The 16,841-nt window shown below is 49.4% G+C and carries 13 protein-coding genes; 3 read left to right on the top strand and 10 right to left on the bottom strand.

Going from position 1 to position 16,841, the window contains the following annotated elements; all coding sequences use genetic code 11:
• Positions 1 to 354, top strand: a 354-nt coding sequence (locus O9X78_RS01995; RefSeq protein ID WP_269617919.1) for an integrase core domain-containing protein, incomplete at its 5' end; no start/stop codon positions are given.
• 34 nt (positions 355 to 388) lie between these two features.
• On the opposite strand, the gene O9X78_RS01990 is transcribed toward O9X78_RS01995, so the two are convergent.
• From O9X78_RS01990 to O9X78_RS01980, 3 genes are all read right to left on the bottom strand, one after another.
• On the bottom strand, positions 389 to 787 hold the full coding sequence (locus O9X78_RS01990; protein WP_269617918.1) for a YfiR family protein: 399 nt from the start codon (positions 785 to 787) through the stop codon (positions 389 to 391).
• The gene (locus O9X78_RS01985; RefSeq protein WP_269617917.1) at positions 775 to 2,742 is read right to left on the bottom strand and encodes a TOL_0244 family TonB-dependent receptor; all 1,968 of its coding nucleotides are present in this window, start codon (positions 2,740 to 2,742) and stop codon (positions 775 to 777) included. Before O9X78_RS01985 ends, O9X78_RS01990 begins: the two co-directional genes overlap by 13 nt.
• A 984-nt stretch (positions 2,743 to 3,726) precedes the next feature.
• Positions 3,727 to 4,116 (bottom strand): nucleoside phosphorylase-I family protein, encoded by a 390-nt coding sequence (locus O9X78_RS01980; RefSeq protein WP_269617916.1) that lies wholly within the window; start codon positions 4,114 to 4,116, stop codon positions 3,727 to 3,729.
• Between the two features lie 506 nt (positions 4,117 to 4,622).
• On the opposite strand from O9X78_RS01980, the gene O9X78_RS01975 reads away from it, so the two are divergent.
• A complete protein-coding gene (locus O9X78_RS01975; RefSeq protein ID WP_269617915.1) occupies positions 4,623 to 6,038 on the top strand; it encodes a GIY-YIG nuclease family protein in 1,416 nt (471 codons plus the stop codon).
• Between the two features lie 43 nt (positions 6,039 to 6,081).
• On the opposite strand, the gene O9X78_RS01970 is transcribed toward O9X78_RS01975, so the two are convergent.
• The 3 genes from O9X78_RS01970 to O9X78_RS01960 all read right to left on the bottom strand — a co-directional run bounded on the left by O9X78_RS01970 (position 6,082) and on the right by O9X78_RS01960 (position 8,251).
• On the bottom strand, positions 6,082 to 7,014 hold the full coding sequence (locus O9X78_RS01970; protein ID WP_269617914.1) for a hypothetical protein: 933 nt from the start codon (positions 7,012 to 7,014) through the stop codon (positions 6,082 to 6,084).
• Between the two features lie 229 nt (positions 7,015 to 7,243).
• Positions 7,244 to 7,810: a hypothetical protein gene (locus tag O9X78_RS01965; RefSeq protein ID WP_269617913.1), complete on the bottom strand. Its 567-nt coding sequence runs from the start codon at positions 7,808 to 7,810 to the stop codon at positions 7,244 to 7,246.
• A 45-nt stretch (positions 7,811 to 7,855) separates the two neighbouring features.
• Positions 7,856 to 8,251 carry a hypothetical protein gene (locus O9X78_RS01960; protein WP_269617912.1) on the bottom strand — a complete coding sequence of 132 codons (396 nt, stop codon included), beginning with the start codon at positions 8,249 to 8,251 and terminating at the stop codon, positions 7,856 to 7,858.
• 535 nt (positions 8,252 to 8,786) lie between these two features.
• Between O9X78_RS01960 and O9X78_RS01955 the strand changes: the two genes are divergently transcribed.
• Entirely contained in the window at positions 8,787 to 9,218 is a 432-nt protein-coding gene (locus O9X78_RS01955; protein WP_269617911.1) for a hypothetical protein, read from the top strand.
• Between the two features lie 37 nt (positions 9,219 to 9,255).
• Here the strand turns inward: O9X78_RS01955 and O9X78_RS01950 are convergent, their stop codons facing one another.
• From O9X78_RS01950 to O9X78_RS01935, 4 genes are all read right to left on the bottom strand, one after another.
• Positions 9,256 to 9,846 carry a recombinase family protein gene (locus O9X78_RS01950; RefSeq protein ID WP_269617910.1) on the bottom strand — a complete coding sequence of 197 codons (591 nt, stop codon included), beginning with the start codon at positions 9,844 to 9,846 and terminating at the stop codon, positions 9,256 to 9,258.
• Positions 9,847 to 10,109: 263 nt separating this feature from the next.
• On the bottom strand, positions 10,110 to 12,716 hold the full coding sequence (locus O9X78_RS01945; RefSeq protein ID WP_269617909.1) for a DEAD/DEAH box helicase: 2,607 nt from the start codon (positions 12,714 to 12,716) through the stop codon (positions 10,110 to 10,112).
• A 3-nt stretch (positions 12,717 to 12,719) separates the two neighbouring features.
• Positions 12,720 to 14,855: a site-specific DNA-methyltransferase gene (locus O9X78_RS01940; protein ID WP_269617908.1), complete on the bottom strand. Its 2,136-nt coding sequence runs from the start codon at positions 14,853 to 14,855 to the stop codon at positions 12,720 to 12,722.
• A gap of 343 nt (positions 14,856 to 15,198) precedes the next feature.
• Positions 15,199 to 16,755: a site-specific integrase gene (locus tag O9X78_RS01935; protein ID WP_332108498.1), complete on the bottom strand. Its 1,557-nt coding sequence runs from the start codon at positions 16,753 to 16,755 to the stop codon at positions 15,199 to 15,201.
• Between the last annotated feature and the right edge of the window lie 86 nt (positions 16,756 to 16,841).

Raw genomic sequence — 16,841 nt, 5'->3', positions numbered from 1 at the left:
GCTGGCTTTTCATTGCCATCAATCAGAGTTATTCGGGTTCTAAATCAACTGCTGGAGTGGCGGGAAAAACCGGCAGTCATTCGCTGCGACAACGGGCCGGAATTCATCAGTCACGAGTTTACACAGTGGGCATCAGCGCAGGGTATCCGCATCGAATATATCCAGCCTGGTAAGCCACAGCAGAATGCATACATTGAGCGAGCCAACCGCACGATCCGTTATAGCTGGGTGAGTAAACACCTATTTGAAAGCTTGGAACAAGTTCAAGAGTATGCAACCGAGTGGCTTTGGTTTTACAATCATGAACGCCCCCATAAAGCCAACAATGGGAAGCCACCATTGATGGCTGCTTAACTTCTACTTTGAGCATCAGCTAAAAATGGGAGGATTACCATAGAGCCGTGACCCAATCGCTGATTCGATCTGTCTCAGAGAACCCAAGATAAACCAGCTGGCAGTTTTGCACTTGGTTGAGGTGTCGGGTAGCGTTGAATTTTATTGCCAATCCTCTACTTGTTTTACCGCCAACGGTTTCGATTAATTTTTCGTATAATGCGTCGTTTCCAGCAACGCACATAACAAATTCTAACTGTCCCTGAGTTTCAGGCCATTCAATGAATTTTGTGAAGTTATATAGGAATGCGGATTTTACTCGGTACTCCAGATCACTGGTATCGTCGGCGTAGCTAGCGTCGCAGAGCGTACTAATGCCGATGACGACCAGCAAGCTGGCGATTTTCAGGCCTGCGCGCATGATGGGGTGTATTTGCGAATTCAGAAGTGCCATGTAAATTGGCCGTGTATGCTGCGAACAATTTCTTTGCCGCCGCTGAATTCTGCATGTTGTGGGTCAAATAGATTAGTCCCAACTAGTGATATGTCAATGCTTGTGCTTAGTCGCCAAGTACCGCTTATATCAATGGCGGAATATGACGCGACGCCTGCGTCATCGATACTGTCTATCCAGCGTCCTCGGGCCTGTATTGACCATGTCTCAGAAGCATCCCAGTCAATCCTGAGGCTAACTTGACTGCTTGGATCGTTTTCGTTGTTTCTATTAATGAAAATATCGCGGCTACCGTATTTTGCAGATATATCCATATCAAAGTAGTTGTAGCTAGCAAGTAGCTGTAAATCTGGAAGAGGGTTCCAGCGAAGTGTGAGCTCAAGCCCTTGCGTTCGCCCTGCGCCTTGGTTGTCAAAGTGAATTTGCTGATTTTGAGGATTAGTGAAATCGTCTGTAAATGTACGAAGCTTGTCATACTCATTGTAAAAAATTGCGAGATCGGTGGAAAGCTGAGTCGTTAAAATAGCTCGATACCCCATCTCATAAGCGACCACTTCCTCTGCTGTGAAGTGATCGTCGCCGGTAATCTGCCCGTTGAAGAGGCTTACCGTATGATCTATACGGTTGGGGATTCTAACCGCCCTAGATACTGCGCCCCAGAAAGTGTTGCGTTGGTTAAATATGTAGCTAAGGCGTGCGCTGGGTTGAAACTCGGCGCCAGTGTAGTCATTTTTTTCGAATTTGGCACCCAAAGTTAGGTGTAATATGTTTTCAATTAAGTCGATTTGATCCTGTGCGAAAATATCCAGTGTTTCATCTTTTCGCGAGCTCGGAATAAACTTTACGAGGAAAGGGTTTACGTCTTCAATGTCATCTTCAGTACTGCGGTAGCCACCGCCAAGAACGAAATTTTGACGTTCTCCTAAGGCAAAGCGGTGTTTTATCTCAACGTCGAACGTATTCCGATCTTCTGCGAAATTGATTCGGTTGTTGCGGCTGGTTTGGTCGTAATAGAGCTGTAACTCAGTATCTGAATTGTCGTCGTAGCGTCGACTCCAGCGCGAGATAAGATTGTAGCCGCTGGTGAATTCATCTTTGCTTGTGTTTGGATTGGCAGCGGTTCCTCGATGTAAGTCACCTTGTATTGTTAGGCTGTCTATTTCGTTCAGCTTTAGGTCTGTCCTAAAGCCGACTTGGTTACTTTTGGAGCTGTCTGCTGCGTCGCCTGGGGCTGCGATTTCTTGTGCAGCGTTGTGAATTGTTTTTGCATAGAGCCGATAGTGCCCTTTTTCGCCCAGTTTTCCGCCATACCGAAATGAAGAGAATCCTTCAAATTCGCCGCCGCCGCCAAGTTGTTCAAAGCCACCTTGCGTTTCCGCTGCGGTCTTTGTAACAATGTTGACTACCCCGTTTACCGCGTTCGAGCCCCATAGCGAAGCTCCCGGCCCGCGGATTACTTCAATACGTGCAATATCTTCTATTAACGTATCTTGAGCATCCCAAAAGACTCCGGAATATACCGGCGAATACAAACTGCGGCCATCCATGAGGACTTCTAATTTGTCAGCGCCGGCTGACGCATTAAAGCCTCTCGCGGTCACCGCCCAGGAATTGGAATCTACGCGCGCGACCTGCAAGCCCGGAATCAAACGCAGGGCTTCGGGAATATTTTTAACACCAGATCGGATGATGCTGCTGCTATCTAAAACGAAAACCGCTGCGGGCGACCGCTGTAAAGGTTCACTGCGTTTTGACACCGATACCACATCGATATTCATCAATGATTCAAGACTAAGGTTGGCTAAGTCATCAACCCGAGCAAGTTGCATTGACGAAATGCTTTCGGCTAGGGCGCTTTGCGCGAATAGCGTCGCTACGGCGATGATGGGCGCTAAGTGACGCCGGGCTGAGTTTCTTTTCCGACGGTTGATGCTTCCAAGAGGTAACGGCGACATATGACAACTCACTTCCTAGTGCGCTGTTTTATTTCAGCGGATGTTTTTCTTTTGCGATATAGCGCGGCCCTAATTTAGCACCATAGTGTACTGATGGCTGTGTTGATATAGCCTCTTTTACCTATGCGCGCTTTTAAATGAATATTGATAATCTTTATCAACCCACGGCTTGCAATTTAATTCTATGTCAAAAGTGATCAGGCTGTTTTTTAATAGTGGGCACAATGTCGGTCTTTGCTCGAATATCAGGTGTTGAATGTATTGTTATACGAGGCGGGAATAAGGTGTTCAATTACTTTCATACCGCTATCACGGTGAAGTATGTCGGATTAACTGACACTAAATTAGGTGGGTGGTTTACGGTGAATTTGAGATTTGCTTCTAAATGGGGAAAGCGAGAAAATGGGTGTGGTTATTTATTCAGTTCAGAGCTTCACAAACTAGGAAATATTGGTGTTGCGTGGCACGTCTTGCTAGATATTTAGCTTATTGGAATAAGGCTAATTTGTTTGGCTTGGTGCCCAGGAGAGGATAGGGCACCAGAATCGCTCAGATCGTTATTTTGGCCAATTTACACGCTATTCGTCGGCAGTGCTTGCTAACCGAGTTGTGCCAGCCGTCACAGAAGTGTCACACCTTGGCGGTGTTTAGTTGATGAATAAGGCTTAAGTCTAACGTAGGTAGCATATTTTTCAACGATAAGATGCGGTCGACTCAATTTGTGAGTTCTTCATCCCCGTCAAACGGTGCTCTTTGGGTTACGTGCAACGTGCTGTCTGTGAAACTCTCTGGCTTGCTCAATGCGCACAAAATTAAGTTGCCTGGGGTTGGATATCGATTGGTCTATGAAGTGCACGACAACGAACTAGTGGTGTCTGTGGTCATCATTGGGAGGCGCTAGCGCAGCGAAGTCTGCGAGAAAGCCAAAAAGCTTCTGTGATCTGAGGACCGCTGTCGATGCCCACGCCTACGAGCAAATCATTCTCAATCGGGTGTCGGATTATTTGGCGCAGCGCTCGTCTCAAAAGCTGGCCCGCTGCATTTGATGCTCAGGGTGTAAATGCCCCCGTCAAAAAACACTTTCTCTGTGTCTCGGCGCTGTTCGTGCACCACTACCGGATTTTCACAGTCAGGTCGTAGCACTTCCATTATTCTCATTTGGACTTCGGGTTTTGCGGTGTCGAAGCCGTTGAAATCTATTTTTCGAATAAACGTAGCCTTGAGATCGTAGCCTTCGGCTTGGCGCACGATGGCTGGCATGTCGTCTATGCGAATACTACCCTGAGCCTCCAGAGTATTGAGCATTTGGGGAGAATATGGCGAACACCCCACCAACCCCATTGATGTCGCCATTACTGCGATCGATTTTCTCATAGGTTATCACCAATCATTTACGTTACAGCAGTATACGCATAAGCCAATAGGGAGCGGTGGCTTTTCAAGTCCGATCACAGACACAAAAAAGTCAGCAAATGCTGGCTCTCTCGGTCAAGCTCAGTGGCTACTGGCCCGTGGCGCGTTGTTCTCTCTCAACGTCTGCCCTACAATCTCTGGATGATCACAGTCTTGCCGCAACACTATTAATATTTTCAGGTGCGTGGCGCCGCGGTCGGCGGGAAACTCATCTCCTCGCCCGTTGCGGTTGGGATGGAATCCTAAATCGTGTTCATTGAGTGCCCACCCCCCGTCAATTGGTGCTCTTTTGGTTTACGTACTAAGAGCTATGTGCTGTCTGCTCCTCCTTGAATACTTGCGTGGAGGGTGAAGCGCAATAACCTCGGCAACCCTCAGCCGGCCTTGTGCTCGTCTAAGCTATTAGTTTAGCTCTCAGAAGCCGCATGCAGAAGGGGTCTGCTGCGCTTATAGGAGGAGTTGTAGGCGTGGAAATCACATTGAAATCAGAGATCTCGATTGTCTATTATGAGGCCGATATGCCTTGCGTGGATCGAGCAACGTTCGCCGCGCGGATCAATAGATGTCTACGTCGTGATGTTGGTGTTTCGTACGATCAGGTCTACGCTGCGCTGCACCTTGATGCTAAAGGCTACTCTGCGAAATACCAAGTAAGACGCTCTATTGTCGAGTTCAACGGCAATCGGTGTGATCTTCGCAATTTGTACGAAAAAACTGAACGATCTGTAGATTACTCCGTATTTCGGACTAGGTTTTTTCGGTTGCAAAAGGCGGCACTTTTGACGCAGCAAAGTATGATTGATGCTGGTTCGTTTAGTCAGGATCGATGGGTTGTTCATTATGGTGGCGGACGGCGACGAACATTCACGTACACAGGGACGCAATATCCCGCGTACCAAGGTCGTGTATTTCTTGGGTATTCGTCTTTTCTTGATGTGATCGGCCGTTCGGGAGAAAAGCTGATTGTTTGGTCAAGAATGAAGGCCGGGTGGAGCCTCGACGAAGCTCTTACAGTGCCGGTCGGTGCATGGGGCGGGCGTTCAGGGAGCATTTACAGAGTGACGAGTGTCTGCTGTGGCAGGCAGTACGTTGGATTGACGCAGATGGAGGTCGCTCAGCGATGGTCATTCCACCTCTCCGCTGCCCACAGCGGTAAATCTACTCCAATCGCATCGGCCATTCGCGAATACGGGCCAGAGAACTTTGTAGTGGACGTGCTTGAGTCTGGTGTAGCTGTGCGAGAGTTGGGCGCGCGTGAGAGATACTGGATTGATAAGGTGGGTGCGTTGGCGCCTTCAGGGTTCAATGTTTTGCGAGGTGGCGGCATGGGGTCGCCGGCAGGGTGTGAAGTGACGTACCGGGGTGAGAAATTTCAGTCGCAGACATGCGCGGCTCGTGTTTTGGGCGAGCGGATGGGCTTACAGCCGCATGTGGTTCTCACTCGGTTGGCTGCGGGAAAGGAAGTGCCAGAGAGTGCGCGGCGGCACTCTAAGCACCCGGAAGCTGGGACACGGCTCTGGCGGCGGTGGAAGTCGATGATCAACGGTGTTGAGGCCGGCCGACGAAAGGGGCCAATCTCAATAGAATGGATGGACTATGACCGGTTTGCTGGAGATGTGCGCGGGAAGGGCAAGTCTGGGGAGGTCTTGGTTAGGCTGGACTCCGGCAAGGCTTGGGGTGGGAACAACTTCAAGTGGGTGCCCAAGTGTCGACTGGTCGAGCAAGTCCATGGGGTGAAGCTTGTTGCCAAGGGGGGCGAATTTCCATCCTGGGTGGCTGCGGCTAGAGCTCATGGCCTTAGCGTCAGCACGCTAAAGCATCGTGTGCGGGTACAGGGTATGTCGCTTGACGCTGCGCTGGAGATACCTTTGGGTAAAAAATAGGCTCAACGCTATTTCAGTTGGGAATTGGTGGTTCACGGTTAGGTCATGTTTGGTTCGGCAGTACTAGGCCTTCATGCCAGTAACTGCAACTCGCGGCCCGCGTAGTATTTGGGTGAGCCGGCTGATCTCCGAGGCTTCCGCTTTTTCGGTGGGGTCGCAATCTATAAATTAACAAGGAAACTACTAGATGCAGTGAGTAAAAAATCCGGCGTCTCCTTCTCTCGAATCCTGAAAAAATGGACTTTTTTTGTGACGATGGGGTTGGGTTGGACGGTTTTTGGTCTAAGGGTATGACAGACCTTCTTTCGGCTTTGGTAGGAGGGGGCGTGAGCTTGTTTGAAAGCGCTTGTCTTATAAATTCAGCCGCACTCTTTAATATTTTTACCCCAGCATCATCGCCGTTCGCCATGTTGCGCATGATAATCCATATATTTTTGGATAATTGCCGTAGCTCTTTGGATGCTACGATGTCTCTGTTAAGGACGCCGCGCCTAACAAGGCTTCCAATCTCTTTGGTACAGTAGGCCATCCAGCCGCCGTTGATGTCTGTTTTCTTTGTGTATTCGGAGAGACTGTCATGCTCATCAGCAGCGTAAGCTGTTCGATGATATTCTTTTTTTATAATTGTTCGTTTGTTTGCGTAGCGCTGCCGATATGCCCATCCGAGTTTTTGCGCCAGTGCGGCGCTGATATTCGCGATGCAGTTATCCACGTCGAGTGTTCTCGGGGCCGCAAAGACGCCATGGAGGTGCAATCGCCCATTTGTACTTTCTTCGGCTGCGAAAACAAACATAATGGGGGTGTCGTCTGGAAATTGACTTGCCAGTACCTTGCGGATCTCGTCTCTCGGGTAGTTCAGGCTTCCTTGCTTTCGGATTGCCTTTTCAGTGGAGGGTGATAAATTCTGCGTGAACGCGACGGTTTGGTAGTCCCGAAGTGAGGTAAGGGCATTCATGTACCCAAAACACTGAGCCATGTCACTTGCATTCCGCCAACTTGGAAACTTATACCTAGAGCGTTGCCGTGGTTGGCGACACAATGTCACCCTGTTTTCCATAGAAGTATTATTCCTTAATACTACATGATTGTTCAGGCGGAGCCCTGCAAGCCTTACCTGAACGGGCGTTGCGCTCGGTATTGCGTGCTTAATTTTCGGAAGAATGTTCGTGGACGTGCCAAGCATTTGGGCGTCATCGAGGTTGAGTTTATACTCCATCGGCATGGTTATCCGTAGAAGTTTCGTCACAGATTATTCCCAGATTTATGGCTTCCTCGCGTTGTCGTTCGCGCTCGGCCAGAACGTCGTCGTCGGTCATCACGCAGACGATGAGCTCGGGTAGGTCTTCGTTGTCATCGTTGTCTGGCGCGATCTTGATTGCGCTGCGAGTAGCGTCGGCAGTCAGTTTTAGGGTGTTTGCCCATGCATTACAGCCCCGCATGACCTTCAGGGCATCATCAACATTTGACGCCTTGAGATGAGCACCCGCTGACGCGGCTAGCTCCCTTACTGCTTCGGCGTGAACCAGTGTGTCCTGCATAAAACTGGCTGCGATTAACTTTATGGAGTCGTCCGACGTCAATGTGCGTGTCAGGTCGGCCCGAGCTTCTGCCACTAGGCTTTCGAGTGCGCCGCCAGCATGCACGTTGTTCTTCTGGCAGATGCGTTTTACGCTGGATGTCGAGATTCTAACGCTATTTGCGATTGTCGATATGGTGTACCCGGCAGAGCGCATGACAATGACTTTAGTAACTTTATCGGGGCTGATTTTCATTGCTTTGATTGACTCCTTTTAAGGCTCTCTCTACTCATTATCAAATCAATATTCATCTTGTTGTTCGAATATTTCGCGCAAGCTCTCGATCCCGTGGCCGGCTCTTATTAAATAGCGAAGCCTTGCTAGCATTTCTGGTTCGCTCGGTATTTCTCCCTGTGTATCCTCTACCGCGCTCAGAATGTCTGCTGTTTGTTTTGCGGCTCGATACAGCAGAAGTTCGATAGCTGCCGTGGTCGATAGCTCTAGTGATTTCGCAATGATGTCTACGCCGTCTAGCGTCACTTCTTTAAGTGCTAGATTTAATCGTTTTTTGCGGGGCTTAGTTGAGGCGATGAGTTCCTTTTTTCGAAGCTCTTGATTCGTTTTCCATCTCTGGTGCCTCTCGGCTTGAGTCAATGGTTTGCTTTTTAGCAGTGGTCGACCGAGTTTCTTAGTCATTTCTCATATGTTCCATAAGCTCTAATGGGCTCGATTATCGCACTAAGGGCTTAGTATGTAAACAAAATACACATTATGTTTAGATGATCTTTGGTTTTGGTTTCATGTCTGATTTGAGTTGGTGCCACGAGTGTTCAGCGTTGTTCCAGTATGCGGGGGCGGCTGCTGTGCTTCTGCCTTGTATTTGATGGGGGCGCAGAAAATTATCGGTAGTCCGGCCTCACTCCTCCCGCTTGCGGTGGTATCAAAGGCTAGTTGGCAATGATTGGTAGCGCGGATGATTTTAATCTAAAGCGTAAACTCCAAGAGCGCGCAAGAGTGGTTCGTAGGCTGCTTATGATTTTGGTGATAGGGGATTAAAACTGCTTCTCTTGTTGCCATTATTTCAAGTGTTCAGGTGGTTGATGACAATTAGGCATATTTTGTAAATCAAATATGGCTCACAATCGCTCGTCCATAGCAGTAATGATATGTTCGTGGCTAACTCTCTGCTTGTTTAGGCAGGCTTTATATTTAACAAACTTTGGAAGAATAAATGAGAGCAATAATAAAGATCAGCTTGTTAATATTAAGTGTAAATAGTTTCGCCGGTGTATATGATTTTGATTGTAACGGAAAGCCTATTTCTAGCATCACTCCCGCTATTTCAGGGGCTGAGCTGGAAGACCGGATAGATCGGACTTGTGGTCAAATGGTAGAGTTTGGCTCAAGCTCTGAGTCCGATACCTCCATGCGTGATCGAGAAATCCTTCGTATCATGAAGCGCTTTTACCCGGGAGATAAGATGGAGCAGTGCGCGGCAGATAAAGCCGAAAAGATTTCTGCTCGCATAGGTGCAGCAATTTCTCTCTCAGAAACTGAGCGGTTTCTTCAAAATCTACGTGGCTCGTCATCTGGTAAAACAACTGTTTCGGCAAAAGGCCTCTGTCGCGACGCTTTATTGGATGACTACGACAAATATCTCTAAGCACGGTCTTTGACTGCTGATTATTTCGGCATGTCACTCAACTAATAGATGGCAATAGCTTGGCGCTCCAATGCCTTTTTACGGTCGCCAAGCTAATACCTAATAATCGCGCTGCTTTGGACTGCGTGAACCCCTCGGCTTTTGCTGCCTGAACGAGCTTAGTGGTTTCAACGGCTGGAGGTCGGCCCAGTTTAATTCCGCTCGCCTTAGCCCTTTCTAGCCCCTCCTGAGTGCGCTCGCGGATGCGATTCCGCTCAAATTCACTGAATGCGCTGAATACTTGAAGCATCAGCTTACCTTCTGCACTGGTTAGATTTAAATTTGGCAGGTCAAGGCTGCGGAGGCTAACCCCCTTTTCTAAAAGAAGGTCTATCGTTTTCTGAACATCAATTGCATCGCGACCGAGGCGGTCGAGCTTTAAAACTATTAAGGTGTCGCCGCGCTCCAGGCTATGCTCGACCATTAATCGGAATGCTGATCGCTTCATTGCTTCAGTTGAGCCTGAGACGGTCTCGGATACGCAGCGATCCTTTGAGATCTCAACCCCTGATTTCCTGATTGCAAGCAATTGGTTTTCCGTAGTTTGCTCAGTAGTACTGACTCGGCAGTAGGCAAATACTCGTGACATTTTGCATTCCAATTTACATCTAAGGAGGTGTCAACAAATGGTATCAATAATTATATTTGGTGTCAAAAAGTAATACCCTATTTTTATGATACCATTTTTGCACTGCGCCTATTGGTATCAAGAAACGAATGTTTGTTGATACCAGCTATAGCAGTACTGGCGCAAAGTGCTTGAAGATGGCGCGGTCGTGCCGGAGGCGCCGGGTTTGGCGGGAAGGCCGCAGCCTTTATCGCTTCATTTCGATGTGGTGACTATCCATTGCATCACTCATAGTCTTTACCGAAACTTCCAGCAAACAGCTTCTTTGCAGCGTCGGGGTCATTTGCATCCGCACCCGCAATCGCGGCACGTACATCGTCGTTTTTCAGGTCGAGAGTTCGCAGTTTTACGCCAACCTTATCTATCGACAGTATGCGACGATAGTAGTTAGGATGGGTTTCGGCGTAAACCGCCAAGCCCCTCAGTTTAGCCAGGGCATCCCCGAGAAAAGCGCCGTGAGGGTCAACGATATCTACAGAAACTTCACCCTCAGAACCTAGAGCAAAAAAGAGGAAGTCAGGACGCATGATCTTGTATTCCTCTCCAGCCTTGTAGGCGATGCCGAGTGAGGACTGTCCCGGCTGCTGCGGATTGCGATACCAGCACACAAACCCGTCGCGCCCGCTTTCTTTCGATACAACGTCTGACTCCGGGCCATTGAGTATGGCGGGGAACTCACCTTTGTCATCACTCAGCATATGAGCCTTGAAGGTAGGAATAAGGTTCTCTACACCACGTTCACGCACCTTGGTCGCTTCATAGCGTGCCCCCGGGCGCTCCATGTCCACGTCTTGCGGGTCTGTGCTTAGCTCCTGAATTTCCCTGTAAGTGTCTCGTCGATCGTCAGGCAGGGCCTTGATTTCGTCGCGGTATGCAACAAGCCAAGCCTTAGCTAACTTATCGGCTTCTGAATCCACAGCAGTAAGAAGTTCACCCAATAGACCCATCGCTGCGATGGATACTCGCGCATTCATTAGTGCTTCTTCAAACTCGTCGGCGTCATCTGGTGTTGCCTCTTTGTAAGCCAGAAAATCGACGTAGGTTCTTGCTATGTCAGGGCTGAGGATACGCGCCGCCCGGCGGTAGGAATCATCAATCACTGCCATATCGGCATTTTCCCAGAATTGATCAAAACTCTTGGTCTGGCCTTTCATGTCAGCCACAACAGTTTTACCGTCTACCGTTAGAACAGCTTTGCGTTTCGCTTCTATTGTTGCTTTTTGGTCATTTTGAAACTTATCTAAAGCTGCATGTATCACTGCATGCGCCTTTTTCCCCGCTCCTTCTAAAATGTCATCCGCCGCTAGTTCATGGGCCAATGCGGTTAACCGCTTGGCTGGCTTGGCATTGCGCTGTGGACGGCTCTGCGAGGGTAGTGCCTCAAAGGCTTCCCATACAGCATCTGGAATAGCGGGATTTGGCGCCATCTCAGCAGGATTGATCAGTATTCGCCCGGCCGTTGTCGCGGCGGTTTCATCGCCACTCTTTAGCGAATCAACTACCTGCTCTACGGTCTTTGCATCAAATTTTGGCAGTAAGCACTCTACGGCATTAAGCCGGTCGTCACCTGCGATACGTCGTGCTAGCGGTGAGCGCACCATCCGACCTAATAGCTGTGTAATGTGAGTGCGATCTTTGGCTGGACGAAATGACACCATGACTTCAGCGCGAGGGCAGTCCCAGCCGGTGCTGATCGCATCTTTGGCAATCAATATCCGTACCCATGTTGAATCCTGTACTCGCTCAGGCTGAATATAGGGCACGGCCCGGTTGCCAAAGTGTTGGGTGCTGTGTTCTCCGAAGACGTGCGCCACTGAACCATTGGGCAGCTCTGGCCATTGCTGATAGATAGTATCAAGCGCACGGCCAATGTCATTCGGGTCAGGAGTGTTGGGCACTTGCAGCACCATCAGCGGTATTACTGATACATCGTCTTCCTGCCGTTTTGCGTATTCGGCCCATGCTTCGGTGATGGCCTTTAGCTTTTGAGCTCCCCGCCTTACCAAGACCGTATCAAAGTCGCCAGAGGAGTCCTCCGGAATGTCGATCAATATAGTGTCTTTGATAAGACCGGATTCCTGCACCTTGGCGGCGTCAACGGTGACATCAGGCAATGTTATGCGTTTTACCGCCCCTTCCATTGCCCGGTTAAAGCGTTCTACCGTTGCGGAAATCCCCCATACAATGGGTATACCCGGTACACCAGCCTTGCCGTTGATAAGATTTTGTACAATCGTGGTGCGAGTGTTTTGCGCTGCTGCGTTTGGGTTTCCCATGCCCCGATGGGCTTCATCAAGCACAAGGTATAGAGTCAGCTCTGGGTCTTCTATTGTATTGCGGATCGTGTCCCAAATTGTGAAAGCACGCATGTCTGGCCGGGTTTCCGGGAACATTCCCGCCTCGCCTTCCTCTGGCTCATGGCCGCGAACTAGTAAGCTCTTCTTGCCCAGTTTCTGTGTATTGAGGAAGTAGATTTTTTTTGCCTCAAACTTGGCTCGGTTAAAGGTGTTTTCCACTACCACCATATCGGTATGTTGGATGCGGTCACTAGCCTCCATCAGCCTGAACCGGGTCTGCTCGTTCAATGATGGATCATCGCTGAACCAGATTACGACCGCACTTGGATCCGCGTCGAACTCAAAATCGTCATCGCCATAAAACATAGCCTCAAAAGCTGCTGCTGCCATTACGGTCTTACCTGCACCTGTCGCAGCGGTCAGAGAAAACGCATAGCGGTCAGTATCTTCATGCCAGCGCTTCCGGGCCTTGCGTAGGTTGTCCAAGGCATCGCGAACCGCCTCAGACTGATATTCCTTGAGCGTGAATTTCATGGCTCAGTCCTCGTTAGTAAAGCTGAAGTTAGATAGGTACGACTCGTACAGGCGAACCGGTTCCACTCCGGAAGGTAGTCGTTTTGCTATGGACTGGAAGCGTCTGTCGTCATCAGTAACGATATAGGCCAATGACAAGCCCTCGACTTTACCTAGCGCCTTAATAAAGGCCGTGGCACGGTCTAACTCAATAAGTAAGCCGTAGGCCTCCACCACCGCCCAGCCTTTGTCCGGCAAAGCATCTATTCGCTGTCCACGACTGCCAGCTCTCATCCACAAAATAGGTGCGATACGTCCAAAAGAGTGGTTGTAGTTCACTGCTATCGGCGTTTCGTACGTGAGAGTGAAGAACTCCGCATTCTCCTCAAAGCCTTCAGACATCTCGAATTCATCCACGAACTTATAGTCGCCTTTGATGGGCTTACCGTCTGGAGAGCACCCAGTAATTGCCGCATTTATACGTGGTTTTGTGATGTAGTCACATATACCCCACTTTTCCCAATTGGGGTCTCCTGGGCGCAGTCCCTTTTCGCGAAGCCCCTTCTGCTCGATAGCACTGACCTCATTGTTAGTCACGCTAATGCACTGTCGCCACCCATTATCCTGTTTGTTGAGGCGCATAACCGCGTGCGCAGTTGTGCCTGAACCCGCGAAAAAATCCAATATAATGGCATCAGGCATATCAGCAACAAAAAATCGAAGTATATCTTCGACCGAATAAAGAGCCTTAGGAAACGGAAATTTTCGATTTGGCAGCATCGTCGATACGAGCTTACTACCGTATTCACCGGCGTTGTGGCCGGGCATCTTCCAGACTGTACGGGGATGCGTTACCTTCACATTATCTGGGTAACGAACAATCAGTGTTCCATCTTCTTTGCGGCCTAACGTGAGTATTTCTCCGGAGTCTACTTTTTCCATAATGCCCGAAGAAAGATATGAGATAGGGAACTTAGCTGCGGCGGGGTTGATTCTACCAAGCCTTAAGGCCCCCCGATCAAGCAACTCTTGCGCTTTCGCAGGGCCAATGCCCCACCGTCCTTCCACTCCACTCGGGTGCTCAGGTGGCCAGACCGCAACCGTATTGCTGGGGGGGGATGTCGACTCACGATCAGCCCCCCTTGGAAGTGGTTCTCCAAACGAGTGAATTTTCGAGTCATCAACGTTTATAAAAACCGGGTAATATGCGCCTGGGCTATCCGTGCGTATTCCTTTGGCGCCACCCCGGATCAAACTTGACCACTTTACAGACGTTGAGGTTTCTTCGTTCTTCTTTTCATCAAGCATATCCCTCACTTCTGGTTTCACTGCTATTTCCCCGAAGTACACGATAAATATCTGCTCATCAACTCTGGCAAAGTCGCCACCAAGTGAGGCGCCTTTCGGGTTAATCACAGTCGTGATCATCTGAGACTTTTGCGATGGAAACACTTGATCTAGCAGGAGTCCCAGGCGATGTAACTCCTTTGTATCTATCGTGACCAGCAATACAGACCGTTTCGGATTCAGAAGTTGTTTCGTCAGTTCCAATCGACGCTCCATCATGGCGAGCCACTTACTGTGACGATAGTTATCGTCAGCCTCAACGTAGTCGTTGTTGTATTTCCAGTCTTTTGCACCCGTGTTATACGGCGGGTCAATGTAAATGGCATCAACCTTGCCGCGATGGGTGTATGTCAGCGCTTTTAGTGCATGGTAGTTCTCGCCATTGATGACAGTGTGATAGGGCTTGTCACCGCCGCGCTCGACTTTGCCTGTGCTGATAAGGCCGGGGTAGATTACGTCCCGGAATTCGGCAACGACTATGAGGTCGTCAAGCGACACACTTTGAGTTTCCGGTTTTTCGCTGTAGACCAGCTCCAGATCAGCGACCTTAGCTTTGCCTCTGCCACTGATTGTCTTTACCTGCCAAAGCCTTGCGTCTCCAGATTTCGTTGAGCCACGTTCTGGCAGCACGCGCACCTTATCCCCCTTGCGGATAGGCCGCAGAGGTAGTTCTACAACTTCTGGCCGATGGCGCTCAAAATTTAGGCCAAAGGGTAGGCGTGAGGAGAGGGTTTTTATCTCCCGTTCAAGGTCTTGGCCGAGCTGGGGATCTTTTGATTTTGCTTGTGCGATTAAGTCTGTTAATCGTGACACAGTGTATCCTCAAGAATAATCATTATTTGTTCTGGTGCAGATCACGCTACTTCGGTAGCCGACTCCAGCAGAAACAGTATCGTACTTATACTAGTTGGTAAGCTTTATGTATGGTGGGTCGGCTCAATTCTGCTGGAGTGTTCGGGTGGTTTACCTAATCTGTTAGGCCATCCTGTGCCATCGCTGTGGTGAATCATAGCTATATCATAGCTCGGGAGTAATTGTTGCCGCATTGGCGTTGCACGTCAAAGGGTAAGTGTTTTCCGTTCACGTTTGGGTGCGCGTCTCTGTGGATGCTCTTTGGCATCGATTGGTGGCGCACCGGCACATTCTACCTAGCGTTTTACGTTTTTCGGGGTGCGACTCCCCGCAGAATATCTCGAAAGTCGAGTTGGCCGATTGCTTGGGAAAGTTGGTTGAGCTTTGCATCTGATCCATAGGTTTTGAAGGTGATGGATTCGTCGGAGTGCCCCATCAGTGCTACCACGATTGAATCCCTGACATCCGCGTCGCTGAGCGAGTCGCGAAAGGTATGGCGGAACGAATGGAAGGTTTTTTTAGTGCCTAAGCCAAGATTTTTCTTGAATGTGCCGAACTGTCTAGAGGGGTAGTGGCTGCGCTTCCCGTTCACTGGGTTGACGTTGAATAGATAATCACTGCCGCGTGCTGCAGCAAATTCGACAAATCCCAGTTCAACGACGTGAGGATGGAGAGGGATTTTCCTGGTGGAGTTTTTGGTTTTAAGCATGTCTACGCCAGATTCGCAAATGTCGATATAGCTTGTTCCATTTGCGGATGCGACGTTTTTGCCCCGGAGTTGGCATAGCTCGCCCAAACGGCAGCCGGTATACAGTGCTAATAAAGGTAGCCAGAATTCCCAATCATTTTTATAGGAGCCATTTTGAAATCGTGGATCTGCAAAAATTAGCCGTAGGTCTTCAGGTGTGAACGAGTCACGGTTTTTGCGATCCTTTTCGCGCTTTGTGACCAGCGGCGCTAGGAAGTTATTGTCAATGTATCCATGGCGCTGTGCCCAAGACAGGAAGGCGGTAATCAGCGTCATTCTGTTGGAGGCTGTGGAGGCCGCGATCCTTTTCCCATTTTGCTGGCGGAGCTCGTCCAGTGATTTTGCTGCGTTTTGGCCGACGTTGCGCCGCAAAGGGTAGTCCAGGATGCTCTTTTTGTAGTTCCTCGTCACCTCGATGGAAAGTTTATCTGCCCCGAGATCGGTCACAATTTCAATGAATGCCCGGAATGCTTCTTTGTTTTCCGCACAGGTGCCCGGCTGCCAGTGTGCTTCTTGCTCTTTTGTGTACTCGGCCCAAAGCTGGCTGATCGGTGGCGATTGGGTGGGAGTGGTTGTTTTCGTGGCAGGAGCCGCTATCTGCTCGGAGGCCCAGCTGAATTCTGTGCCAACAGATTGCTTTGCAACTTGGGCCGCTAGGCGGTCTTGGATACTTAAAAGAATATTTTGCTTTTGGTTCGCTATGGCAATGTTGAGCTTGGAGTCTTCATCTTTTTCCATTAGGGCGACCAAAACTGATATCGCCTCGCAGAGTAGGCCTGCGTCCTCAAGCTGGCCATCTTCAGCGGCTCGCTTTACGGTTTCAGCCAGAAGAGCGAAATTGTTTTGAGCATCAGCCTGTCCTTGATTTAGCATCCTCACGTTATCAGTATTGCAAGTTATCGCAAACGTGATTTCTTCTAGCTTCTCGAAAATATCATCCGTAGCCATAGCGTACCTTCGGGCTGTTCGTATTGCCGAGCTGCGGTGGTGGCATCGCAGAGATAGTCTAAGTTGTTGCTTGCCGCCAAAATAAATGCGGAGGCGCTGGGGTATTATACGACGAAAAAGGAAACCGCCGTGACGGTCTTTGCAAATGTATGCGGGCGCAGGCATCTGGGGCTCCAATGACCCACTTAAATGTCACACCTTGCTAGAGCGGAATGGAGAGAAAGGCTTAAAATGACGTTCTGAGAAGCTTT

It is taken from the genome of Zhongshania aquatica (assembly GCF_027257955.1).
GTDB lineage: Bacteria > Pseudomonadota > Gammaproteobacteria > Pseudomonadales > Spongiibacteraceae > Spongiibacter > Spongiibacter aquatica.
Note: the sequence above shows the minus strand (reverse complement) of the source record. Positions and strands in the feature narration are given on the sequence as shown.